Below are 23,537 nucleotides of genomic sequence, written 5' to 3' on the forward strand. Positions count from 1 at the left end.
AGCGTATAAACTAATGCAAACGCCCCGAAATCGTTACGCAACAGCAGCTTAGAGGTAAGCTCGTGCCATTCAGTCCTGACACCTTTTCATGTCTGACACCTTTTCATGTCTGACACCTTTTCATGTCTGACACCTTTTCATTTCTGATTGAAATCGAGAGAAATGCGTCAGCGATTTTCAACGCGTGTTTTAAACAAGTTCCTCTGGATTCTACGAATTGAAGCATCCTCATGAAGTTGCATCGGAGGCATTGGATCGATTTGTAATAGCTGCTGTTCTCCGAACCGAAGTGCCAAAAGACCGACGTTGACACTGGCGACATGGATGATGTTCGTTCGCCGGTCATAAGCCAACGCGCGGATCATTCCGCAATGGAGGTTGGCAGAGTCGATTTCTTTTTTCGTTCGCACGTCCCACAGACGCACCATGCCATTATTGTGGGACGAAAGCAGAAACGCCGGAGCCCCCGAATTATCTGCAACTGATACAAGGTTGGCTACTGCGAAATTTGAATCTCCGAGCTGCCCCAGTTTCGCGCCAGAGGTCGTATCCCACAATACGACGTTGCCCACGGTGTCCCCGGAAGCGAGCATATCACGGTTTCCGACGAACGCTAAACTATCGATTGCTGCATGGGATGGGAAATCGAGAACGACCGAAGCTTTTTCATCGGACATGTTCGTAACGCAAATCTTTCCATCTTCTCCTCCCGATGCGATCAGGCCTCCATCTGGCGAAAATGCAATGCTCCGCACCCCATGTTTATGCGTCGCTTCGATGCTTCGACTTTTCTTTGTAGCAAGATGCCACAGCGTTACTTTGCCATCGAGTCCTCCGCTCGCTAAAACTCCTCGTGCCGACCATCCCAAACAGGCAACTTTCGGCGGATGTCGACCGACGTGCGAGAACGCGTTCTCTACGGGATTCCAGATCGAAATCCCTCCACCGTCCATTGCGAGTGCCTGGGCGTCAGAACTCGGTGAAGAAACGCCGCAAGTAACAAATCTTTGATCATTAAAGGGCGTTGTTTTGAAGTTATGAAGCTGTTCGCCGGCGAACTTGGCCACTTGAAAGACGTGGCCGGAATGACTTGCTACTACCAAGCTGCAATCACGATTTCCATAAATCCCCAGTGCAAGATTGCCATCCGACAATACGTTCATGCAATTGACGAATCCGCTAGCGGCATCTTCAGCCGTCGCGCTTTTCAAAGTCATTTGAAATGATGTGAAATAGGCAACAGCAATAGCGAAGGTAATGGTCAGTGTTTTCATCGTGCTATTTCAAAATCTTGGCTGGTTCTTCTGGTAAATAAATATTCGGAGGATCGCGTCGGCCGGAGAAGAAAAGGTGTCAGGACTCTTTTTTCCTCCCTCGGCACATGTTAAACTGCTGCTATGGGCAGACCAAAACGAGCGGACGAAGCGGGCGGCATTTATCATGCCTTGAATCGTGGCAATTCTCGGGCAGCTATTTTCAATCAGCCTGACGATTTCGACGCGTTCGAGCGCATTTTGGCCGAGGGGCTGTTGCGGTACCCGTGTCAAATTTTAGCGTACCAACTGATGCCGAACCATTGGCACTTGGTCGTCCGCCCCACGGCCGACGGCGGCATGAGCGATTTCCTGAGGTGGGTCACTCTGACGCACACCATGCGGCGACATGCGCACTGCCAGACCTCCGGCGAAGGACACATCTATCAAGGGCGGTTCAAAAGTTTTCCGGTGCAAGACGACGGGCATTTTCTGGTCGTTTGTCGCTACGTCGAACGCAATGCTCTGCAGGCAGGCCTGGTGACCTGTGCCGAAGACTGGAAATGGGGCTCGCTGGCGAGTTGGTTAGCCAAGCCCCGACGAAAGCTGAAACTGCTCACGCCGTGGCCGATCGCACGGCCTGGTCGTTGGAAAGACCGGGTCAATCAAGCCCTGTCCGAGAAAGAAGCCGAAGCCGTCCGCCACGCGATCCACCGAGGCTCCCCCTTTGGCGACCCCGACTGGACTAAGACAACCGCCCGCCGCCTAAACTTAGATTCCACCCTCCGCCCACGCGGAAGGCCGAAGAAGGCAGCGCCGAATCAAAACAAAGAGTCCTGACACCTTTTCTTGCCCGAACTCCTGCTTCCAGCGGTCTGCGGCGTCTTTCGTCGCTCCAAACCAATCTCCGAGTAGGCCAGGGTCCTGAAATATAGGTGCCCCTTGTCCAGGGAAGTCTTCTCGACCTGAAGCATCCCTACGTGACGCGGGACTATTGCTGGCATATCGCCCCAAATTCGTATCCCCTGCGTCAAACCCTAAGGGATCTTCGCCAATCCACTTCGCGGTGGCTGCGTCATAGTATCGCGGCGGGGTGGCACAGACGAACAGCCCATTTTTCGCGTGCCACTGGCCCCTTTCAGCCAGTGTCTGTGCGCCTGCGAGCGTGTTTGATCCGAGAGGTGCAAGTCCTCTTCAGGCAGACGCTCTCCGGCCTGTATCTGATGGTAACTGCGTCTTGGCGACAAGTCGTGGGGAGCAACCGGAGGAGAATGACCAGTCCGTAATAAAGTGAACTCGTTTCGGCCGGTGCGTCTGGCGAGCCTGCAGACAAGTGGCGAAGCCCAGACCGGTCGCAAGACCGGAAGTCCGTAGCGCTGAGGGGTAGCGTGCGAAAGCGACTGCGGAAGCGTACAGGTGATTGGAGACGGAATGGTCGGAAGGTCAAGCACGTGAAGCAGGGAGACCTGTTCGACAACAGGTAGGTGTTCATGCAGGTACAACTCGTCACGAGTCAGGGCCGGCCGAAGAGCCTGTCGAACAGGAGTCAGAGCGTCCATAGTAGCAACGAAGTCGTAGGGTGGGTGGAACAATCGCGAACAGAGTTGTTTCGCTGATTGAACGTCAGTCGCTTGTGTAACCCACCGTGGACTTGCGAGCCGATTGTTGGGTTTCGCTCTGCTGCACCCAACCTACAAGATCGATTTGCCCGCGACGAATGATGGTTCCATTCAGCGCCGCGGTTGGCTTGGCTTCGCGGCGCATGCTGTGGAGGCGGCTTACCGGTCGTTGATCAGCGGCAGTGGAATATCATCTGGGCGCGTCTTTGGCGACAGCTTGGCGCTGGGGATGTCACGCCGCATTTTGGCCTCTGGGATGGGGCGATCTGCTGGGGCGGCCAGCGGCAGGGTGCTCTTTTTTGGCGGGCCAAGCAGTGTTAGTTTGACGGTGTTCCAGAAGCCGCCCAGCGATCCGAAAGTTGCGTCGACGGCGCTTGGTTCGTAGCCGCTGTGGACCATGCAGTCGGCGCACTTGGGGTTGCCGCTGGCGCAGCCGTAGTTGTCCCACTGCGTGGTCGTCATCAGCTCGTCAAACGTTTTGCAGTAGCCTTCATCCATCAGGTAGCAAGGCTTTTGCCAGCCAAACAAGTTGTAGGTTGGGTTGCCCCACGGGGTGCATTCCAGCTGGTAGTTCCCTTTGAGGAACTCTAGAAAGAGGGGGCTTTGGTTGAAGCGCCAATCGCGGGCGTTGTCTAGCAACTTGCGAAACAGCGACTTGGTTTCGTTGCGCGCTAAAAAGTGATCTTGGTCCGGCGCTTTTTCGTAGCGATAGCCGGGCGAGATCATCATCCCCTCGACCCCCAGCTCCATCATGTCGTCAAAGAAGTCGCGAATCCGATCGGGGTGAACGCCATCATAGATGGTCGTGTTGGTGGTCACGCGAAAGCCGCGCGCGACCGCCGCTTTGATCGCGCTGACGGCGATGTCGTACGTTCCGTCTCGGCAGACGGCGGCGTCATGTTCTTCGCGGGGGCCGTCCATGTGGACCGAGAACGACAGGTACTTGCTGGGCTTAAAGCTGGGGAGCGCGGCTTCTAGCTTCAGCGCATTGGTGCAGAGGTAAATGTACTTTTTGCGGGCGACCAGGCCTTCGACTATCTCGTTGATTTGCGGGTGCAGCAGCGGTTCGCCGCCGGGGATCGAAACGATCGGCGCACCACACTCATCGACGGCATGAAAGCATTGCTCCGGCGTCAGATGGCGACGCAACGTTTCGACCGGATGCTGAATCTTGCCGCAGCCGGCGCAAGCCAGATTGCAGCGAAACAGCGGTTCTAGCATCAGAACCAACGGATAGCGCCGGCGCCCGGTCAGGCGTTTTTTCAGCACATAGCTGGCCACAGTCCACATTTGCGAGACGGGTACGCCCATGTCGGATTCCTAACTTCGCGCGGTCGCGCGGTTCCACTCGGCCAAGGCCAGCAAAGGAAAATAGATTGGATAATAGTGATACTTCAGATAGAAGACGCGAGGGAAACCGGTTCCTGTGAACTCGATCTCGTCCCAAGCTCCATCCGGGCGCTGCGTATCGATCAGATACTGCACGCCGTTAACAACTTCAGGCAAGTGGGCGCCGCCGGCGGCGATTAGCCCCAGCACTGCCCAGGCGGTTTGCGAAGCTGTGGGGCTCCCTTGTCCGCGGAGTGCGGGGTTTTCGTAGGTCTCGCACGATTCTCCCCAGCCGCCGCAAGCTTGTTGATAGGCGAGCAGCCAGAGCTTGCCTTGTTCGATCATCGGATCTGTGGCCGGGACGCCGACTGCTCGCAGTCCCACCAGGCATTGCCAGGTTCCATAGATGTAATTGACGCCCCAGCGGCCGAACCACGAGCCGTCCGAAAGTTGGCTGGCGCGAATGTAGGCGACCGCACGACGCACGACGTCACCCAGCTTGCCTGGCGAATCGATCGTCACGCCGAGTCGGCCGAAAGCTTCGATCACGCGGGCCGAAAGGTCGGGCGTGCTGGGATCGATCATCGCGTTGTGATCGGCAAACGGCACATGGCACAGGAATTCGGCGTCGTTGTTTTTGTCGAACGCGCCCCAGCCGCCATCTTTGTTTTGCATCGCCACCATCCAGGCGACGCCGCGGCGGGTCGCTGCGGCCGCATGTTCCATCATCGCGGCGGAAGAGCCAGCGAGTTGCTCGGCAATGCCGCGACCGCCGACGACCACCGTGGTGTTGGCCATGGTATCGCCGGGATGAAGTTCGAGCGTGATGTTGGCGGCGGCTAATTGGTCGACTAGCGCCATGATCGCCATCGACGTATCGTCGTTGTCGGGATAGAAGGCGTTCTCGTATTCAAAGAACCAGCCTCCGGGCTCGCAGTCGACGTTGTTGGTCCAGTCTCCGGAGACGCGAACCTCTTTGGAGAGTAGCCACTCGACGCTGCGGCAGGTCGGCTCTTGCCGAAGTCCCATGCCGGCGGCGGCTAAAGCTCGTAGCGAAATCGACGTATCCCAGACCGGCGACTTGCAAGGCTGCAACTTGGTGGTGTCGCCATCTTCAATCACCAGACGTTCTAGATGCTGGAGGCAGTACTGCACCTCTGAGCTCTCTTCGGCGTAACCCATCACTCGCAGGGCGATGGCGCTCCAGACGATCGGCGGAAAGATTGCGCCGGGGCCATCGCTTTGCTCAAAGCGATCAAGCATCCATTGTTTGGCTTGGCGTAGCGCTCGCTTGCGCAGTGGACGCAGGCGGTACTTTTCGAGCAGTTTTAATCCGCTATCGGCAGTGCGGAAGAAGCGGTCCCAGCTGAGCAGCCCGCGGGATTCTGCTTGGCCAGGACAGCGGAGCTCGGGCCAGTCTTGCGGCTTGCGAATAAAGAGTTCTTGGATCGAAACGTCTTCTGCAATTTCGCGAGCCGCGCGATGGGCCCAGACGATCGACAGCGGCACAAAGATTGTCCGCGACCACGAACTGATCCGATAGATATTGATCGGCGACCAGTTGGGCAGCAACACCATCTCGGGCGGAACGGCGGGGCAAAGCTCAAACGGGATCTGGCCAAGCAGCGCTAGATAGAAGCGGGTGAAACTGTTGACCTTGTCGGCGCCGCCGGCTTCGAGGATCGCATTGCGTGCGCGGATCATGTAGTCGGCCGATGCGTCATGGCCGGTCAGCTTCAGCGCGAAGTAAGCTTTGACGCTGGAGCCGACATCAATCGGCGCGCCAGGAAACTGCGTCCAGCCGCCGTTGGGGTCTTGTTGTTTTAGTAGATGGGCGGCGCACCGTTTGGCGATCTCGGTTCGCTCTTTGCCGAGCCAAGCGAGCAGCAGAATGTACTCGCTTTGCAGGATTGAGTCGCCTTCTAGCTCGGCGCACCAATGACCGTCGGCATGTTGGTGAGAGAGCAACCAATCGCGCGTTGCAGCCGAGGCTGAGCGAGCCCTAGCGCGCAGGTCTACCGCTTGTTGTGAGATACGATTGCTTGCCGCGGGGGAGGCGCCTTCCATGCAATCCTTCCTGACGTCATCGGAAAATAGTGAGAAGCGATCCTGCGCATTCTAACGGATCTCCAAGGTAGGCGAGCAGGGCCAATCTGGCAAGAGCGACGGGTTCGCCGCAGGTTAGGGGATCACCTCGTAAAACTCGCCCCAGGCCGGGGAAGGTTGATTTTCGTCCTCGATTGTTGAGGGGCTGATGGGCCGCAGGACCTGCTGGGAGACGAGCTCGGCGAAAAACTCGGGGGTCACTAGCTGGTCGAACCCATAGTTGCCGGGGCTGCGAAATCGGGCGATTTCGTCCCAGTTGACGTAGACATGGCTGACTTTGCGGGCTCGCAGGATCTCCTTGCGCTCGGCCGCCGTCTTGTCGAGCAGCCAAGTGAGGGGCGAGCTGTCGAAACAGGTGTGATAGTGGATCGGCGTTTGCATATAGAAGACGTCTGCTTTGCCTTCCACGATCGCACAGTGACCAGGCGGAACCAGCGAAGCGAGCAATGGTGCATCGGGACCGGCGGTCGCTGCGGACAGCAGCTGATAATCGGTGAAGTAAAAGGTAGGAGCCAAAAACGAACGCTGCCAGTTGATCCAGAGAAAGCAGAGCAGTAGTCCGACCGCCGCCAGCGTGCTACAGACATTTCGCCAACCAGCGGTCGCAAATCGTGCTGCTCCATAACCGGCCAGCAGCGCCGCGATCGGCGCAAGCGGGATCAAAAACCGATCGTACCGATGGGTAAACAACCACCAAACGGCGAAATAGTAAATTGCGTACAGAGCCAATCGCCAGACAACGGCGTCGGCGAGCGACCCATCTTCCTCTGCTTTAGGAAGTGCTTGCGGCATCCAATGCGCTAGAGTGAAGACCGCGATTGCCGCGAGCACCAGCGGCGTCAAAGCAACGTTGGTCCAGTCGCTGGCATAGGCGATTTTTTGGATGCCGCTGATTAGCAGCGCCGGAGTTACGCTGTGGCCTGCGGCGTCGGTCGGGACTTGATGTGCGGCGTTCCATTGAGCAACTTGCTGCGGCGAACGTATCGAATCGGCGAAGATCGATCCCGCCAACGGATAGACCGGGTTGCCGGTGTAGACAATGTTTTTGAGCAGCCAGGGAGCAAATAGCAGCGTCACCCCCATCGTAAACGCAATCGCCGACTTGAAGTTTGGCCGACCTCCTTCTAGCGATATCCAGATCGCAAGGGGAAACACCAGCAGCGGCAGCGCCGGATACTTGCAGGCAGTCGCCATCCCGGCCATGAGCCCGGTCAAAAGAGCGAGTTGCGAAAGCTGGGCCGCTGCGTCTGCGGAAGCGCTGCGAGCTGCCTGAAACCACAGGATCGCCGCAAAAATGGCCGCCAGCGTATAAAAGGCCCAGACGCCGTCGACCAATCCATAGACCGCGACCAACGCGATCCAGGGAGTTCCGACAACGACCATCGCCGCGATTTGACCGCTGAAAGTGCCGGCAATTCGACGGCTGGCGCAGTAGGCGGCCAGTGCAGTCAGCGGCGCGAACATGCTAATCAAAGTCTTGCCAACCAGCGCACCAAAGAACCAAGCCTGCTCGCCGGGCCACAGGGTCATCGGCAGCAGAGCGAACATCTCGGCGCCCATCGGGAAGCCGCTGTAAGAGTTGTACGGCTCCACCGCAATCCGCCCGCTGGCGAGCCATTCGGTCGGCAGTCGTAGGTGATACTCCAGCACGTCGTACTCGTAGGGAGGCATCATCCCGCCCAACAACGTGCAGACGACAATCGGCGCTGCGGCCATGATCCACAGCCAGGGGATCGGCTTGTTAGATGCTGGTTGGTCGCTGCTTGCTGAAAGTGGTCGAGACCAGTCCCATGCTCCCCATCCAGCGAGCAACAGGAGTGGGGCAACGATCAACGCGGGATAGTGCAGCATGCCGGCAAAGCCGACCAAAAAAGTCCACAGCGACACGGTGGCCATACCGAGGGAAGCCGAGAGGACGAATCTTTCGAGCCGCGACAAGCGGGGGGGCAGACTTAGCCGGACGAGCAAAAAATAGCCTACCAGCGTCGCGGCGCCAAAGATCGCGACTGCTAGCAGCAACACCGGTGTGCGCTGCGCGAAGAAGGGGAGGGGATCCGCTAGCAGGTCAGCCCAGGTCGCGAGCACCGCGCTAAAATTGCCGAGGATCGTAAACAGCACCGCCAGCCGATCAGCCGGCTGTTGGTGATAGACCGGTAGCGGTGATCGGAAATAAACCAGCAGGTACCCAAAGCTCAACAGGGCCAACAATGCCGCTGGAACAAACTTGCGGAGGTCGCTGCCGGTTGATCCGACTTCGGCGGCTGGAGCGGACGAGGCAGCGCTGCGCCCGCGGCGCGATGGCTTCGACATGCGACTAGGCGTCCTGCTGTTGTTGCTTCAGATGATCGAGCAGCGCGGCTCCGCGGGGAGAAATTTGATAGCCGGGCGATAAGCTTTCGGTCAGCCCCAACTGCTTCAGCTTGCGAATATTGAGCTTCAGCCATTCTTTATCGAGCCGCAGCAGCTCGGCCAGGTCGCCGGCTTTGGTCTTCGGCTGTTGAGCGATCAAGGAGAGCACGCGCTCGGTCCAGGCGCCCTGTTGGGACGCAGAGTCGTACCGAGCAAGTTTTTTCTGCAAGAATGCCAGATCGTCGGCTGTGAGGTCGTCGGCCCGGCGGAGGGCGATCCGGGGGTCTTCGCCGGCCAGGCGGAACTGGATCCGGTAAAGCGTCTCATTTCGCTGGGTTTTCAGATTGGCTAACAGCTCTGCCAGCGAATCAAAGCCGGCCTGGGCCGCCTGGCGATCGTTGATTTGACGGAAATGGACGACTTTTACTTCCTCGATCGCGAGTACGCCCACCGAGGTAGTCAGTGTGCGGCCCGCTTTGACGGTGGGCCGTTTCCAGCGGCGAAAAGCCAGGGTTACCTTGCCGGCGGCGATGGAATCAAGGATATGTTGTTTAAAAAGCACGAAAAATCCAGGGTGAAGTCACCGCTGACTTCGAGCGGAACATGAACTAAGATATCTAAATCGTATAAAACTTTGATTTTACCGCCTTTGACCTGCCTACGTTAGACCAAGCCTCGCCTGCCATGTCGAATCAAGCCCGTCTTGCTGGAATTTTTACGCCCAACATTGTCCCGCTGGATGCTCGTGGAGAAATCAACGAGCCGGAACTACGGCGCTACGTCGATTGGCTAATCGACCGCGGCGTGCACGGGCTGTACCCGAATGGTTCGACCGGCGAGTTTCTTCGCTTTACTGCCGAAGAACGCCGTCGGATTATCGAGATTATGGCCGACCAGACCGCCGGTCGCGTCCCGATCCTCGCTGGCGCCGCCGAAGCAAACGTCCGCGAGACCATCAAAGCCTGCGAAAACTATTATGAGTATGGTTGCCGCGCCGTGGCAATCGTCTCGCCGTTTTATTACAAGCTAAGCCCTGCCGGCGTCTACGCCTACTTTAAAGAGATCGGCGACAATACGCCGATCGACGTCACGCTTTACAACATTCCGATGTTTGCATCGCCGATCGATGTGCCGACGGTACAACGCCTGGCCGAAGAATGTCCACGGGTTATCGCGATCAAAGATTCGTCGGGCGATCTGCCGCACATGATGCGAATGATCGCGGCGGTTCGCCCGTTGCGCCCTGACTTTGGCTTTATGACCGGTTGGGACGCTGCCCTGATGCCGATGATGTTGATCGGTTGCGATGGCGGAACGAACGCGACCAGCGGCGTCGTGCCAGAAATCACTCGCAAGTTGTACGACCTGACCAAAGCAGGACGCATTGAGGAAGCTTGCGAATTGCAGTACCGGTTGCTGAAGCTGTTTGACGCGATGCTCTATAACAGCGAGTTTCCGGAAGGATTTAGAGCGGCTCTGGCGCTGCGTGGTTTTCAACCAGGTCGAGGGCGTCAGCCGCAGTCCGACAGCCAACTGTTGGCGATTGATGCACTCAAACGCGAACTGCAATGTTTGCTGGCCGGCGAAGGGTATGTGGATGAACCCGTGGGCGGTTGCGCGATCAAAGAAGAAGTCGATTCTGACGAAGTGGCCCGCATCGTACAAAATGTGGTCGGCGAACTGAAGCGTCGCGGCCTGGCGTAAGCGACGATTGATTTGACAAGAATCAAACAAAAGGGTGCTGGAGAGCCTTCTCCAGCACCCTTTTTCGATTACAAGATGCTCTATCTCGGCAGTTTCAAGCCGGGGATATCCAGTGCGAGCGGTTGCTGCGGCTGCCAATCGATTTCTAGCGGCGATGTCTTGCTGCTAGCGTACTTCTTAGGAAGCGTAATCGGCGAACCGATCGTCTCGACTGTGAACCGATACTTGCCGGGCTCTAGTTGCAGCGGACCTGCCGCGCCCGGCTGGACCAGCTCAAACGATCCATCGGCGGCGGTCACGCCAAAACCGAGCGGCGTATCGATCGCCTCGGCGCGATAGACGTTGACCTGCATTTCGCCAAGTGGATTTCCTCTGGTCATCAGGGTGCCTGGGGTTCCGCCGGTAACCGGCTGCGGACCGCAGCCAATGCAAAGCGGCAGGCACAAAACGAAGAGCAAATTCAAGCGATTCATAGCGGGGCGACCTCCGGCGCCTGCAAGCTGCGTAATCCGAGCCAACCACGCACACTGGAAATGCGACGCAGTAAAAAACGTTCGACCAGCCAGACCGCGAGCAGCGAAGCGCCGAACAGCGGCAGATAGATCGCCAAGCCCAAGACAATCGCCAGCAGTCCCAGCGAGAGCCGAGGAGCGGCGCCAACGCTGGGGGCTCCTAGTACGCCGCGATCACGCCGTCGCCACCACAGGATGATGCCGCTGGCGCTAAGCAGGACGAGACCGCTGGTGGTGATAGAAGCGAGCAGTTGATTGGGCCAGCCGAACAGTTGGCCTTCGTGCAGCGCGATGCCAACGCCTACCACTTTGTCGATCAAGTGGCGATCGGCAAAGCCGCTGCGGCTGGTCACTTCGCCGGTGTCGGCGTCGATCGTAAGGTCCTCGCGATAGGGACGATTTTGCGTCATTGACTGAACTTTCCAGTCGGCGGACTTCCCCCGCGGCGGTGTGACAATTACCGGCGGCGGCAGCTGCAACGGAGTCGCCGCCGCAACGACACGATCAGCCGCCGTAAAATCGAGAGGGCGCTTGGGGGGCGATGATCTCTCCGTACGCGAACGACTGATCTGCCAATCTTCACGCTTTGCCGCCGTGCCGGTTGCCTGGCGTACACCTTTGAAATAATTGCCCCAAAAGGTCGACCAGGGAAGTCCCGAAAGAATCAGCACGATCGCGAAACCCGAGATCCAAATCCCGGTAACGCTGTGGATGTCGCGCCAGAAGATTTTTTTGCCGCTGGTCAGCCGCGGAAATAGGACGCCTCCCAATCCGCTCCACTTGCGTGGCCACCACAGGTAGAGACCGGTGAGGATCAGCACGATGGTCCAGCAAGCGGTCAGTTCAACCAAGTACGATCCACGGTTTCCGAGAAACAACTCACCATGCAAACGGCGCACAACAGCAATCAGACGATCTTCTTCGACCATCGTACCCAGCAGGTGAGCATTGGACGGATCAACATAGCAGCGAATTCGTTCACCTTGTTGCGTGACGATAATTCGCGTCGCAGAGTCGGCTGCGCCCGGCAACTCCAAAGAATGGAATTGCGAGCCAGGCAATGCCGCCAGCGTCGCTTCGATCTGTGTAGATATCGGCTGTGCTGTTGCGGATGTCGCCAACTGGTCGAAAGGTCGATCCAGCAATGCTTCAATCTGCGGCTTAAACAGGTAGATCGTGCCGCTGATCGAAAGGACCAGCAAAATAGGAATGCAAAACAGGCCGGCATAAAAATGCCACCGCCAAACGGCGCGGTAGTCCGGCCAGGGCCGCTTGCGCGGCGTGTCAGAGTTGGTCATGCGACGTATATTCTTTGTTGAGGGGGGGGCTAGGAATGCGCAAAGCGGACCAGCGCACTTCTAGGAAGCAAGTGCGCTAGTCGCATGCTCGGAAGTAAGCGATCAGAACCGCTTAGAATTCGCTCAGCACTTCGCCGCCGTTGGTGCTATGCAGCCCACGGTGCGTCGCCAGGTCGATCGTGTTGGGAAGGAACCGGACCGACCCATCGCCGAGCGTGACATTGGCGCCGCCGGGATGGAAACTGCGCGGAGCGAAGTAACCGGTCCAGTGCGTCACGATGTCTGGAATGCGACTGTTGGGCGTATGATACCCGTTGGTCAGCGAGTTGATCGCTCCGGTAAACGCCCATGACATGCCTCGCCCCCGGATCGCAGCGCTTTCGCCGCCGCGCCACGAGGTGAAGCTGGTCCAAAAGCTAGAGAGGTCTGGATTCGAGATCATCCCAGCCCCGTTGGTGTAGCCGCTCCAGCCTCCGCCGGAAGCAGTCATCCCCGGCGTTGCGTTCAGGCTAGAACTAACGCCGGACGAACCGTTAAGCGTGAACTGGTACGGGAATGGCGGCGTTTCACCGGCGGCCAAGGTCATATCAGCGCCAACGCTGCGGACCGTTTCGCTGAGGACGACGGTGTTACTTGTACCGTCGGTGATGTCGCGAAAGCCGGCCTTGGAATGCTCGTAGACGATACCGTCCGTCTTCCAGCGGAAGTCATAATTAAGGCCGGTCCCGCTGCCGAAGCTGACCATATAGTTGTTGCTGCCGTAGGTGAACCCGTTCGCGGTGGTTTGCGATGGTGCGGGATCACTGGGACAAAGGAACAGCTCGAGCGGGGTTGCAAACGCGGTCACAAATGCGGGGTTTGGCGACTTGCCGCTCCAACCGCCGGTGAACGCCGCTTGCGAGAAATCAAGTTGGTCTTGCAGGTTGCCCTGTTCGACAAAGGGGAGCAGTCGGGCTTGCACCGAAAAATCTACGTCCAGTGTGCCCGCCATCGGGAAGACCTTAAACGTTGATTCGTAGTTGTGCAGCGCCAGTCCCAACTGCTTCAAGTTGTTGGTGCACGACATCCGTCGTGCCGCTTCGCGGGCCTGTTGAACGGCCGGCAACAGCAATGCGATCAAAACCCCGATGATGGCGATCACCACCAGCAGTTCGACCAAAGTAAACGCGTGACGTATTTTCATAGCCTCAGAATGGATTCGAAGGGTTTGCGACTTGATAGAAAGCGCATGCACATTATTTTGCGCAAACGCATACGGCGATAATAAGTCGGCGTTCGTTGGGGAGAACGAACCTCGAACTACGCCAAAATCGCATCCGGCGGTGGAGAAACCGGAGTCATCACATGGGATGCCGGCCTTTGATCGCGGGCCAAGAGATAGCTATGAAATTCAAGTCGCGGGCTCCAAGAGGGAGCGACGGTTTCGACAACGGAGCTAGAGAAGATCGCAAACAGCTCTGGCAACCCGCCGCAGCGCATGACAGTAAAGAACGGTCCACGGTAGGTGGTTGGTTTGACCGGTGACGTTTGGGAATCATCCGAGTTGCAGCCGCTGGTCTCGGACGATGCACTGCAAGCAGTGACTTGGGAAGTTGCGCAGCAGCTTTTCGCTTTGGCCGCACAGCACGCAGCGACTTGTGGGGTGGAACTGCTGGTTGTCTTAACGAGCGCCGCTTCTTGCAGCAGTCGCTCCATGATATTTGCGGGCGGCGTGACTTTGTTCGCCGTAGCCCAGGCAAGTCGTTCTTCCGCCGTATTGCAGCAGCAGTTGTTCCAACAGGTGTAGGCGTCGCGACAACCACAGGCTCCCCCTTGGCAGGGGAACGGAATCGAGAGGTCTTGTAGCATCGCGCCACGAAAGCGAACGCCGAACGAGAGGAAGATAATGTTGGCGATCAGGAGGATCGAAATCAGGTTCTGCCGGCGCATGACAACGCGACTGCGTGCTAATCGCAGTATCCGTTGGCCGCTGCTGGCGAGCCCCCTGAGCATGGTTATCTAACCTTTCTGATCGGAATAATGGTTGAGGTTAACGGCTGAAAGCGGTGCTGGCAACTGCGGCGAATTGTCGCAGGGAGGGGCTGAGAAAGGGGGGATTTGAATTTGCGATCCCCTTGTTGGGTGGGTTTTGGCGTCCGATTGTGTGGCATGTATCGGTTGCTAGCAAGAGTCGGGTTTGGGGAAAGAATCCGAATTTGCGGGTTTGGTGGAGCATGCATGCCACGTTTGCCGAAAAGAGTTCGAGAGGAACTGCTTCTACCGGAATACGTTGCGCACTGCGTCAATGGTCATGTCGGAAGGGAGCAGTTTGTATGCCTGGGGGGCCTTGGCTGCATTTTTTTGACGCCTTGAGGAAAGGACGGCGATGCTGCATCGCTGGACGAGATGGATCATAGCGACGCTCAGCTGCGTCGCGCTAGTGCTCAACGGTTGCTCGTTGCAGTGCTGGCGACTCTATGACTGTCCCGATCCTCCGGCTTATGAAGAAGACTTGATTCTGAAGTACGCCAATCGTGGTCTAACGATCGAAGACCCGGTTCCCAGCATCTGTGAAGATGACAGCTTGCCGAGTGTGCCGGTTTCTCCTGATACGGCGATCAGCGGCGAGGTGAAATACAAAAACATCACTTTACAAGAAGCGGTCGAGACGGCGCTGGCCAACTCGCAAGTGATGAAGGACTTGGGGGGCGTGCTCCGCAGTCCGGCGGCGCTCTCTACGATTTACGATCCGGCTCGGCAATACACCGATGGTCGCTTTGGTGAAGAAGCGGCCCTGAGCGCGTTTGACGCTACCTTGGGCGCCAGCGCGTATTTTGAGAAAAACAACTATGGCGTAAACAACGTCACGGTTGGTCAAAACGGTATCTTCGAGCAAGACTACAACAACTACGAGATGTCGTTGCAAAAGAAGAGCGTCACCGGCGCCACCTTCACTTTGCGGAACGTCACGCAATACGACAACAACAATCAAGAAGCGTCGTTCATCACTAACCCATTTGTGTTTGGGCAATCGTGGACGAACTATGCCGAAGCCCAGTGGCGACAACCGTTGTTGCAGGGATCCGGCGTGCTGTACAACCGAATCGCCGGCCCCAACGGCGAGCCAGGCTTCGCCAACGGCGTGTTGGTCGCTCGCACCCGCACCGACATTAGCTTGGCCGATTTTGAGATCGCGGTTCGTAACTTGGTCAGCGATACTGAAAACGCCTACTGGGATCTCTATTACTCGTATCGCGATCTCGACGCCAAAGTGGAAGCCCGCGACAATGCATTGCGCGTCTGGCAAAACGTCCAGGCCAACGCCGGACAAGGTCGCCGCACCGCCGACCAAGAAGGTCAGGCCCGCGAGCAATACTATCGTTTTGAATCCGAAGTAATCAATGCGCTGCATGGTCGTCTGACGCCGCGCACGCAAACCAACTATGGCAGCTCAGGCGGCACTTTTGTGCAAACCGGCGGCGTACGCGTCTCAGAACGTCGATTGCGTGTGATCATGGCGGTTGAGATCAATGGAAACCAGCTTTTGCGTCCCGACGATGATCCTCCGGTGGCGAAAGTGAAGTTTGATTGGGACGCGATCGCGCTAGAAGCGGTGGCGCGTCGTCCCGAACTCCGCCGGCAAAAGTGGGTCATCAAGCAGCGCGAGCTTGAGCTGATCGCCAACAAGAACTTCTTGAAGCCGCAATTGGACCTGGTCGCTCGCTATCGGCTGCGTGGGTTTGGCAAAGACCTATGGGGCTACGATCAGCCGCAGTATGACAACGCCATGCAGAGCATGATGGATCGCGACTTCCAAGAGTATCAAATGGGGGTTGAGTTCGACATGCCGATCGGTTTCCGACGCGGACATGCGGCGGTACGCAGCTCTGAGCTGGCGCTCTCTCGCGAAAAAGCGATTTTGCGTGAGCAAGAGAACTTTATCATGTACGGTTTGAGTAACACCTATGGCGAAATCGAGCGAGCCCATCAGGTGATGGAAGCCCAGTTCAATCGACGCGAAGCGGCCTATGCGCAGCAGCGCGCGGTGGAAGCTTCGCACGAAGCGGGATTCGCTCCGCTTGATCTGTTGCTAGAAGCGCAGCGCCGCGTGATTGACGCGAATGTCCTGTTTTATCAAGCCCGCGTCGACTACGCCCAGGCGATCAAAAACATCCACTACGAGAAGGGCTCGCTGCTGGAGCATAACAACGTCTACATGGCCGAAGGGCCGTGGCCGCAAAAAGCGTATAACGACGCGTTGCAGCGTGATCTCAACAAACGCCATGCGTTGACCAACTTTGTGATCAACGACGCTGTGATCGGCCAAAAGAAGAAGTTGGACTTCTCACTAGAGCCATCGAAAAAGCCGTACAAGTCGACGCCAATCTTTGAAGGGCCAGCCTTCCCCGAAACTTCGGAAGCGGAAGTGCTGCCCAAGAATCCGCTACGACAAGAGCAACACGAAACGCCTACCGTGCAGCGAGCCTCGCTGACCAGCCCGCTGAAAACTGAGTCCTCGGCGCCGGTGATCGATGCTGCGAGCGAAGAGGAAGTCGACTTCAGCGGCGGAGAGCCCAATGGTGTAGAGCCCAGTGATTCGGCCTTCTGGATTTCTCGCTAACGCACCGTTATTTGCCGGCTTGAATCCAGCACGACGGATGCGGCGCCATGCCGATGTGGGGATAGTATTCGACCGCTTTGGGCGCTGAGAGCAAGATAAGCGTCGTGATCCGCCCCGCCGCTTCGTGCGTTCGCTGGATTAACTGCTTGCCGATCCCTTGCCGCTGATAAGCGACGTCTACCGCCAAATCGGAGAGGTAAGTGCAGAAGTGAAAATCGCTGATTGCCCGGGAGACGCCAACCAGAAGTTCGCCATCGCGGGCCGTCATGATCACATCGGCATTGCGTAACATCCCTGCGATCCGCGCCGGATCATCTACCGGACGCCGCTCGGCCAAAGTGGAACGCATAAGCAGATCCAGGAATTCGGCGGCAGCTAGGTCGGGCTCAAGTTGATAGGTCGGCATGAAAATCGGCGTTTCGTCGAGTCGAGAAGATTGTCGAAGGGGACACGGACAAGCATAATGGATAATGTTCCGCAGGCGAAGGTTCGTAAGAAATAGGACACGGATGAATCGCGGAATTACACGGTCAGAGGGGAGATTTACACTTTTCCCACACATCGAAACTGTTTACTAACCAAGACAATTTGAAAATGCACGTTTGACGCAAAAGCGACTTTTTCTGACCGTGAAACTCCGTGAATTATCCGCGGTATCCGTGTTCCATTCTTCTGTTTTGAAAACGATCGCAAACCATCAAGAAACCAAAGGAGGGCGGCCCTGCTGAATGGCCGCCCCCGGTCGTGCGTATTGTTGGTGACTCGTTTGGCTTACAAGATCTCGTAAGCGAAGTCGCCGGTTTCATTAACCGTGACATTGACGCCGCCGATTTCGCCGCCATCGGCCATCCGTGCAAGGAACTCGGATGATAGTTCAGGCAACAGCGTGCGGGTCAAAATCTTGTCGACGTTGCGAGCGCCAGTATCGACCTCGGTGCAGCGTGCGGCGATCGCATCGACCAGTTGGTCGGTGTACTCGAAGGCGGCATTGTAGTTTTCTTTAACTCGCTTGCCCACTTTCTTCAGCTTCAGCCGGACGATCTTTTTCATCACATCATCAGCTAGGGGGAAGTAAGGAATCACGCTGACGCGACCAAGAAACGCTGGCTTAAACGTCTTGAGCAATTCTTCGTGCAGCGCCGCGCCCAGCGCGGTCGGGCTTGGTTGTTGCTGCGGATCGCGGCACATGTGCATGATCAGGTCGGTGCCGGCGTTCGACGTCATGATGATCACGGTGTTTTTGAAATCGATGTCGCGGCCTTCGCCATCTTTCATGTGACCTTTGTCGAAGACCTGGTAGAAGATGTCTTGCACGCCGGGGTGCGCCTTCTCCATTTCGTCGAGCAGAATCACACTGTATGGCTTGCGGCGAACTGCTTCGGTCAGAACACCCCCCTCGCCGTATCCGACGTACCCGGGAGGCGAACCCATCAGCAGCGAAACTTTGTGCTCTTCTTTGAATTCCGACATATTGATGACGGTCAGGTTTTGCTCGCCGCCGTACAACAAGTTGGCCAAGGTCAGCGCTGTTTCGGTCTTGCCGACGCCGCTGGTTCCGGCCAGCAAAAACGTGCCGATCGGGCGGCTGGGGTCATCCAGGTGAGCCCGGGATGTGCGGATACTTTCGGCAATTTGCAGCATCGCATGCGTCTGGCCGACGACCGCTTCTTCCATCAGGTTTTGCAGGTTCATCACTGTTTTGATCTCGTTCGAGACCATGCGTCCGACTGGAATGCCGGTCCAAGCGGCGACCGTCTCGGCGACTGCCGCCGAATCACAACAAACGTGAACCAGCGGGTTTTCGCCCTGTTCGATTTCTAGTTCGGCGTGCGTTGTTTGGATCTGCGAGCGAATCTCAGCCCGCTCTTGGTCGGTCAGCAAGATCGGTGGTTCTTCCCCTTCTTTGATTGGGGTTCCACGCACTGCGTCATCTTCAATCAGTTGTTTTTGCAGATCGCGAATCTTGAAGACCAGCTCTTTTTCTTTCGCCCAGCGCTCATTGAGTTTGGCGAGCCGCTCGGTCTCGGTCGTGCGAGTCGCTTCTAGATCGGTAATTGCGGCGGTATGATCGTCGGCGCCGGCCGCCATTTCTCGTTCGAGTATCACGATCTCGGTCGTGAGTTGTTCAATATGGCGATGCGCATCTTCGATCTCTGGCGGAGTGGAGTTCTGACTGAGTCCAATCCGGGCACAGGTCGTATCCAACAAGCTGACCGCTTTGTCCGGCAACTGACGTCCGGCGATATAGCGATTCGACAGTTTGACCGCCGCTTCGACCCCTTCGTTCAAGATGCGGACCGAGTGATGCTTTTCGAGGGTTGCGACTAGGCCGCGCATCATGTCCATGCACTTCGGCTCGCTCGGCTCTTCGACTTTGACCACTTGAAAGCGTCGCGCTAGCGCGGCGTCCCGTTCAAAGTACTTTTTGTACTCGGCCCAAGTGGTCGCGGCGATCGTGCGCAGTTCACCACGAGCGAGCGCCGGTTTGAGCAAGTTGGCGGCGTCTCCTTGGCCTGCCTGACCGCCGGCGCCGATCATGGTGTGGGCTTCGTCGATGAACAGAATGATCGGCTTGGGTGAGCTTTTGACTTCTTCAATGACCGACTTCAAACGGTTTTCAAATTCTCCTTTGACGCCAGCCCCTGCTTGCAGCAGCGCCAGATCAAGCGTGCGAATCGAAACGTTGGCCAGCACATCCGGCACATCGCCGGCGGCGATCCGCAGTGCGAAGCCTTCGACGACGGCGGTTTTGCCCACGCCTGCTTCGCCGGTGAGGATTGGATTGTTTTGGCGCCGGCGACAGAGGATGTCGACGATTTGGCGGATTTCATCATCGCGGCCCAGGACTGGATCGATTGCACCGCTTTTGGCGCGCTCGGTCAGATCAACGGTGAATTGGTCGAGGGACGGCGTCTTCGAGGGTTTGCCTGACTTGCCGGGCGCCGCGCCTTCTTTCGATTCTGGCTTTTTGGTCTCTTCGTCGGTTTCAATGGTGATGCTGGGGAGTTCGCGTTTGAGCGACTCGACCGAGATCTTGCCAAGGGCGGACGAACTGCCGACGATGGCCCGGTTCGAGTTTTCGTCACTTAGCAGCGCCAACAGGATGTGGCCGGTCCGAACTTCGGACTGGCCATATTCGATCGAAGCCAGTAGCCAAGCTTCTCGCGCCAGGTCAACGATCGCCGGTGCGATGCTTGGCGGGCGACCATTGCCAGTTTTGAAGCGATCGATCGCCTTTGTCAGTTCGGCAGTGAACTGCGAGCGATCAATTTCGTAATACTTCAGGATCGCTTCTAGGTCAGTAAACGGGGCTTCCAAAATCTTGGTGAGCCAATGTTCGACCTCAATATTATAGTTGGTGCGCGACAGGCAAAGCCCTGCGGCCGATTCGAGAGCGCCTCGGCAGACGGGATTTAGTTTGCCGACAAGTGATTTCAGATTGAGTCCGGACATCAGGGCGGCTTTCGCAGTACAGAGTGAGGTTGGCAGGCTAGCAGCGGCAGGCAATGGCTCTTCGGGAGTGTAGGATTGCGGAAACGGCCTGGGCGAAAATGCATCGCTCCAGGGTTCGCTTCCCACCGAAAGAAGCAGGGATTGGGAGGAATGGGGCGGTTGTAGTGACCAAATGTCGAGCACCGTGTCGCTGAATCACGAAAGTCTCGTCTGTTGGGGCGATGCGTGAATATATTGGATTCTGTGGATCGACCCGATTTGCCCCCTGTGAAGGTCGACCATTATCATGCAACGGATTCGCGGCGAGGATCGCCGACGTCACAAAGAGGCCGAGGGTCTGGATAGGAAATCCAGCCTGTCAGCCGCTTTTATGTCCGACTATGTCTTCCGAGACTCCTATTTCTGTTCGCACGGCTGACGAAGCTCGCCGGCAGCTCGATTCGTTATTGGACGAACTGGCCGATATGGCCGAAGGTTCGTCTGCGCCAGAAGAGTTTTGGCCCGAACTTCTGTCCCGGCTGGTCTTCGCCGCGTCTGCCCAGGGCGCCGCGATCTGGCAGTGGGGCGGATCACGGCGACTTCAACCGCTGTTTGAACAAGGCTTCGACAAAATTTATCCCGGTCAGCAGCGCGATGTCGCGATCGATATCGACGCCTGCTCGCTGGAAGCCGCGATCCGCAAACCCAAAGCGTCGTCGATTGTTAGTGGGGGTCAGGCCGGCGGGGTCGCGCGATTGATGTTGGTCGCTCCCTTGACGACTGCAAGCCGAGCGACCGGGCTGTTGGTGCTGTATCAACCGGCTGATTTGCCGGCCGCTACTCAAAACGGTCAACTGCGACTATTAGACGCGTTCGGTGAAATTGCCGTTCATTTTCAAGAGCGGCGTTTACTGGCCGATTTTGCCGGCGCCGAACAAAACTGGAAGAATCAACTCCATTTTGCTCGCGACGTGCACCGCGAACTGGATGTAAAGCGGACTTGTTACCGGATCGCCAACGACGGACGACAGACCCTCAGCGCGGATCGAGTCAGCGTTGCTGACTGGGATGGACCGACCGCTCATGTTCAAGCGATCAGCGGAGTTGACGTCATCAACCGTCGCGCCGCAGTCGTGCAAAAATTAGAACGCTTGGCGACCGCCGTCGCCAAACAACGACAGCCGGTAATCTTCCGCGGTGATCACGAAAATCTGCCGCCGCAAATTGAAGAGGCGTTGATTGACTATCTCGAAGAATCGCCTGCTCGGCTGTTGATCGCCGTGCCGCTGGTTCGTGAAGTGAAGCACGCTTCTGACGAACCCACGGTCCCCGGCGAAGGCGCATTGATCGGCGTATTGATTGTTGAGCAACTCGAAGCGACCGAAGTTGAGCGATTGCTTGCCCGAACGCGCAGCTTGGCCGAGTCAGCGACGGTGGCGCTTGATAACGCGCAGCGGTTTGAGCGACTTCCGCTCCGCGGCGTCATGCAACTGGTGGGGCTGACGCTTGCGCAGTTCGGTTGGCGAAAGTTATCGCGAACCATGCGTTATCTGCTGCCGATATTGCTCGCGTTGTTAGCGACTTGGTGGATTCCGGCGCGGTTTGAAATCGAAGTTCGTGGGCAACTGCAGCCAGAGATTGAACGCCAGCTATTTGCGCCGCTGGATGGGTATGTCGACGAAATCTTGGTGAAACATGGTGAGCTGGTCACCGTGGGTCAAGTTGTCGCGAAACTGCGCTCGCCTGATTTAGAACTGCAACAGACCGAAGCGGCGGGACTGCTGGCCGCCGCCCAGTCTGAACTGGATGCAGTACGGATCGAACGAACGCAAAACGTCCGCCGGGACGACGATCGACGGGACAACCGCAGCGCTGATCGTGACAAACTATCGTCCGAAGAAATCCGTCTGACGCGGCGGATCACCAATCTGCAAGAGCAACTGCGCTTACTTGAAGTCCAAGGGAAAGCGTTGACCCTGATCGCTCCGGTCGCTGGACAAATCTTGAACTGGGACATCGACGAAACGCTCCAGGCTCGCCCGGTGTCGCGGGGAGACTCACTATTGAAAGTCGCCGAAATCGATGGGCCGTGGGTATTAAAGCTGGAAGCGGTAGATCGTCGCATCAAGCATATCTTGAACGCCCAGGCCGCTGCGGACGCTGATCTGCCGGTCACCTTTCACTTGGTCAGCGAACCAAGCGTGAAACATCAAGCGACGCTGGCCGAAGTATCGCAGACGATCGAAGTCGGAACCGAAACCGAGGAGCCGTCGGCCTTGTTGATTGCCCATTTCGATAAATCGGAAGTCGACTCTCTTCGCCCCGGAGTGACCGTTGCGGGGCGTGTCCACTGCGGCACACGCAGTCTGGCGTATGTCTGGACGCATGAACTTTACGAAGCGGTGCGCCGCCGCCTTTTCTGGTAATGAAACGCTATGAATCGCTTGCTGCTTACGCTTTGGCTCTCGGCAATGGTCGTTTCTACTACTTGCGCAGAGGAAATCGCGGTTAACTTGACGCTATTAAAAATTATTGAGACGGTTGAAGTGCCGGCTCAGCAAGCTGGCGTTTTAGAGAAGGTGGGCGTCAGCGAAGGCGCCCTGGTTGATCGCGGCGCGGTGATTGCAAATATCGCCGCCAAAGAGATGGAGTTACAACTGGTCGCCAAGCAAGCTGAGCATGCGATTGCGCAGCGAGAAGCGACCAATGACGTCAATATCCGCTTTTCGCGCAAGTCTCTGGAGGTCTCGCAGGCCGAGTTACAGCGAGCACTCGACGCGATTGCAACCTTCCCGAACGCCGTTACCGATACCGAGTTGGATCGACTGCGACTGGTGGTAGAAAAAAATCGGCTGGAGATTGAGCAATCGAGCGAGCAGCAAGAAATCGCCAAGCTGACCGCAGAATTAAAAGCAGCCGATGCAGAGATCACCAGCGAAAAATTAGCCAAGCATCAAATCGCGGCTCCGATCGAAGGGATGATTGTCCGCGTCTTTCGCCGCGCCGGCGAATGGGTCGACATCGCCGATCCAGTGGTGAAGATCATGCGGATCGATCGACTACGGGCAGAAGGGTTTGTCCGTAGCGAAGAAGCGGCGTTAGGGCTGCAAGGTCATGACGCGATAGTTCGCGTCACGCTGCCCCGCGGCGATCAGCTAGTCGTGCCAGGTAAAGTGACCTTTGTCGATCTAGAGGTCGATCCCGTCAGCGGCGACGTGCGGGTCTGGGTCGAGATTGACAACGCCGATTTGAAATTACGCCCCGGCTTGCGCGTAGAGATGTCGATCTCTAGCGAAGCCCCGACTGAACCCGCAGAGGATGCGGTGGGAAGCTAA

17 protein-coding genes are annotated in these 23,537 nt (G+C 57.3%); 5 read left to right on the forward strand and 12 right to left on the reverse strand.

Annotation, left to right across the window (positions count from 1 at the left end; genetic code table 11):
• Window positions 1-167: 167 nt before the first annotated feature.
• Window positions 168-1,274 carry a WD40 repeat domain-containing protein gene (locus SH421x_RS04995; RefSeq protein WP_488854299.1) on the reverse strand — a complete coding sequence of 369 codons (1,107 nt, stop codon included), beginning with the start codon at window positions 1,272-1,274 and terminating at the stop codon, window positions 168-170.
• Window positions 1,275-1,397: 123 nt separating this feature from the next.
• Here SH421x_RS04995 and SH421x_RS05000 point away from each other — a divergent pair, with 123 nt between their 5' ends.
• On the forward strand, window positions 1,398-2,093 hold the full coding sequence (locus SH421x_RS05000; protein WP_488854300.1) for a transposase: 696 nt from the start codon (window positions 1,398-1,400) through the stop codon (window positions 2,091-2,093).
• Here SH421x_RS05000 and SH421x_RS05005 read toward each other — a convergent pair.
• The 5 genes from SH421x_RS05005 to SH421x_RS05025 form a co-directional block, all read right to left on the reverse strand.
• Window positions 2,025-2,399 carry an RHS repeat-associated core domain-containing protein gene (locus SH421x_RS05005; protein ID WP_488856411.1) on the reverse strand — a complete coding sequence of 125 codons (375 nt, stop codon included), beginning with the start codon at window positions 2,397-2,399 and terminating at the stop codon, window positions 2,025-2,027. The genes SH421x_RS05000 and SH421x_RS05005 overlap by 69 nt on opposite strands.
• A 632-nt stretch (window positions 2,400-3,031) precedes the next feature.
• On the reverse strand, window positions 3,032-4,183 hold the full coding sequence (hpnH, locus tag SH421x_RS05010; RefSeq protein WP_488854301.1) for an adenosyl-hopene transferase HpnH: 1,152 nt from the start codon (window positions 4,181-4,183) through the stop codon (window positions 3,032-3,034).
• 9 nt (window positions 4,184-4,192) lie between these two features.
• A complete protein-coding gene (locus tag SH421x_RS05015) occupies window positions 4,193-6,268 on the reverse strand; it encodes a terpene cyclase/mutase family protein (protein ID WP_488854302.1) in 2,076 nt (691 codons plus the stop codon).
• A 114-nt stretch (window positions 6,269-6,382) separates the two neighbouring features.
• Window positions 6,383-8,617, reverse strand: a complete 2,235-nt coding sequence (locus SH421x_RS05020; RefSeq protein WP_488854303.1) for a DUF8201 family protein — start codon at window positions 8,615-8,617, stop codon at window positions 6,383-6,385.
• Between the two features lie 4 nt (window positions 8,618-8,621).
• Window positions 8,622-9,218, reverse strand: coding sequence for an ASCH domain-containing protein (locus SH421x_RS05025; RefSeq protein ID WP_488854304.1), 597 nt, complete (start codon window positions 9,216-9,218; stop codon window positions 8,622-8,624).
• Window positions 9,219-9,340: 122 nt separating this feature from the next.
• Between SH421x_RS05025 and SH421x_RS05030 the strand changes: the two genes are divergently transcribed.
• Complete coding sequence (locus SH421x_RS05030) at window positions 9,341-10,360, forward strand: dihydrodipicolinate synthase family protein (RefSeq protein WP_488854305.1); 1,020 nt, start codon at window positions 9,341-9,343, stop codon at window positions 10,358-10,360.
• Window positions 10,361-10,440: 80 nt separating this feature from the next.
• On the opposite strand, the gene SH421x_RS05035 is transcribed toward SH421x_RS05030, so the two are convergent.
• The 4 genes from SH421x_RS05035 to SH421x_RS05050 form a co-directional block, all read right to left on the reverse strand.
• Complete coding sequence (locus SH421x_RS05035) at window positions 10,441-10,833, reverse strand: hypothetical protein (RefSeq protein WP_488854306.1); 393 nt, start codon at window positions 10,831-10,833, stop codon at window positions 10,441-10,443.
• Entirely contained in the window at window positions 10,830-12,170 is a 1,341-nt protein-coding gene (locus tag SH421x_RS05040) for a PepSY-associated TM helix domain-containing protein (RefSeq protein ID WP_488854307.1), read from the reverse strand. The genes SH421x_RS05035 and SH421x_RS05040 overlap by 4 nt, the downstream gene beginning before the upstream one ends.
• Before the next feature lie 112 nt (window positions 12,171-12,282).
• The gene (locus tag SH421x_RS05045; protein ID WP_488854308.1) at window positions 12,283-13,353 is read right to left on the reverse strand and encodes a DUF1559 family PulG-like putative transporter; all 1,071 of its coding nucleotides are present in this window, start codon (window positions 13,351-13,353) and stop codon (window positions 12,283-12,285) included.
• Between the two features lie 116 nt (window positions 13,354-13,469).
• The gene (locus tag SH421x_RS05050; RefSeq protein WP_488854309.1) at window positions 13,470-14,162 is read right to left on the reverse strand and encodes a hypothetical protein; all 693 of its coding nucleotides are present in this window, start codon (window positions 14,160-14,162) and stop codon (window positions 13,470-13,472) included.
• A 373-nt stretch (window positions 14,163-14,535) separates the two neighbouring features.
• Here SH421x_RS05050 and SH421x_RS05055 point away from each other — a divergent pair, with 373 nt between their 5' ends.
• The gene (locus tag SH421x_RS05055; RefSeq protein WP_488854310.1) at window positions 14,536-16,770 is read left to right on the forward strand and encodes a TolC family protein; all 2,235 of its coding nucleotides are present in this window, start codon (window positions 14,536-14,538) and stop codon (window positions 16,768-16,770) included.
• A gap of 7 nt (window positions 16,771-16,777) precedes the next feature.
• On the opposite strand, the gene SH421x_RS05060 is transcribed toward SH421x_RS05055, so the two are convergent.
• Together SH421x_RS05060 and tssH are read right to left on the reverse strand one after the other, a co-directional pair.
• Window positions 16,778-17,176: a GNAT family N-acetyltransferase gene (locus SH421x_RS05060; protein ID WP_488854311.1), complete on the reverse strand. Its 399-nt coding sequence runs from the start codon at window positions 17,174-17,176 to the stop codon at window positions 16,778-16,780.
• Between the two features lie 365 nt (window positions 17,177-17,541).
• Window positions 17,542-20,223, reverse strand: a complete 2,682-nt coding sequence (gene tssH / locus SH421x_RS05065; protein ID WP_488854312.1) for a type VI secretion system ATPase TssH — start codon at window positions 20,221-20,223, stop codon at window positions 17,542-17,544.
• Window positions 20,224-20,603: 380 nt separating this feature from the next.
• On the opposite strand from tssH, the gene SH421x_RS05070 reads away from it, so the two are divergent.
• Both SH421x_RS05070 and SH421x_RS05075 read left to right on the forward strand, forming a co-directional pair.
• A complete protein-coding gene (locus SH421x_RS05070) occupies window positions 20,604-22,628 on the forward strand; it encodes a GAF domain-containing protein (RefSeq protein WP_488854313.1) in 2,025 nt (674 codons plus the stop codon).
• Window positions 22,629-22,637: 9 nt separating this feature from the next.
• On the forward strand, window positions 22,638-23,537 hold the full coding sequence (locus SH421x_RS05075; RefSeq protein ID WP_488854314.1) for an efflux RND transporter periplasmic adaptor subunit: 900 nt from the start codon (window positions 22,638-22,640) through the stop codon (window positions 23,535-23,537).

Source organism: Blastopirellula sp. SH421 (assembly GCF_057808535.1).

Bases quoted from the DNA above. Each gene is read 5' to 3' on its own strand.
- SH421x_RS04995 (WP_488854299.1), bottom strand. From the start codon at position 1,274: ATGAAAACACTGACCATTACCTTCGCTATTGCTGTTGCCTATTTCACA.
- SH421x_RS05000 (WP_488854300.1), top strand. From the start codon at position 1,398: ATGGGCAGACCAAAACGAGCGGACGAAGCGGGCGGCATTTATCATGCC.
- hpnH (WP_488854301.1), bottom strand. From the start codon at position 4,183: ATGGGCGTACCCGTCTCGCAAATGTGGACTGTGGCCAGCTATGTGCTG.
- SH421x_RS05015 (WP_488854302.1), bottom strand. From the start codon at position 6,268: ATGGAAGGCGCCTCCCCCGCGGCAAGCAATCGTATCTCACAACAAGCG.
- SH421x_RS05020 (WP_488854303.1), bottom strand. From the start codon at position 8,617: ATGTCGAAGCCATCGCGCCGCGGGCGCAGCGCTGCCTCGTCCGCTCCA.
- SH421x_RS05030 (WP_488854305.1), top strand. From the start codon at position 9,341: ATGTCGAATCAAGCCCGTCTTGCTGGAATTTTTACGCCCAACATTGTC.
- SH421x_RS05035 (WP_488854306.1), bottom strand. From the start codon at position 10,833: ATGAATCGCTTGAATTTGCTCTTCGTTTTGTGCCTGCCGCTTTGCATT.
- SH421x_RS05040 (WP_488854307.1), bottom strand. From the start codon at position 12,170: ATGACCAACTCTGACACGCCGCGCAAGCGGCCCTGGCCGGACTACCGC.
- SH421x_RS05045 (WP_488854308.1), bottom strand. From the start codon at position 13,353: ATGAAAATACGTCACGCGTTTACTTTGGTCGAACTGCTGGTGGTGATC.
- SH421x_RS05050 (WP_488854309.1), bottom strand. From the start codon at position 14,162: ATGCTCAGGGGGCTCGCCAGCAGCGGCCAACGGATACTGCGATTAGCA.
- SH421x_RS05055 (WP_488854310.1), top strand. From the start codon at position 14,536: ATGCTGCATCGCTGGACGAGATGGATCATAGCGACGCTCAGCTGCGTC.
- SH421x_RS05060 (WP_488854311.1), bottom strand. From the start codon at position 17,176: ATGCCGACCTATCAACTTGAGCCCGACCTAGCTGCCGCCGAATTCCTG.
- tssH (WP_488854312.1), bottom strand. From the start codon at position 20,223: ATGTCCGGACTCAATCTGAAATCACTTGTCGGCAAACTAAATCCCGTC.
- SH421x_RS05070 (WP_488854313.1), top strand. From the start codon at position 20,604: ATGTCTTCCGAGACTCCTATTTCTGTTCGCACGGCTGACGAAGCTCGC.
- SH421x_RS05075 (WP_488854314.1), top strand. From the start codon at position 22,638: ATGAATCGCTTGCTGCTTACGCTTTGGCTCTCGGCAATGGTCGTTTCT.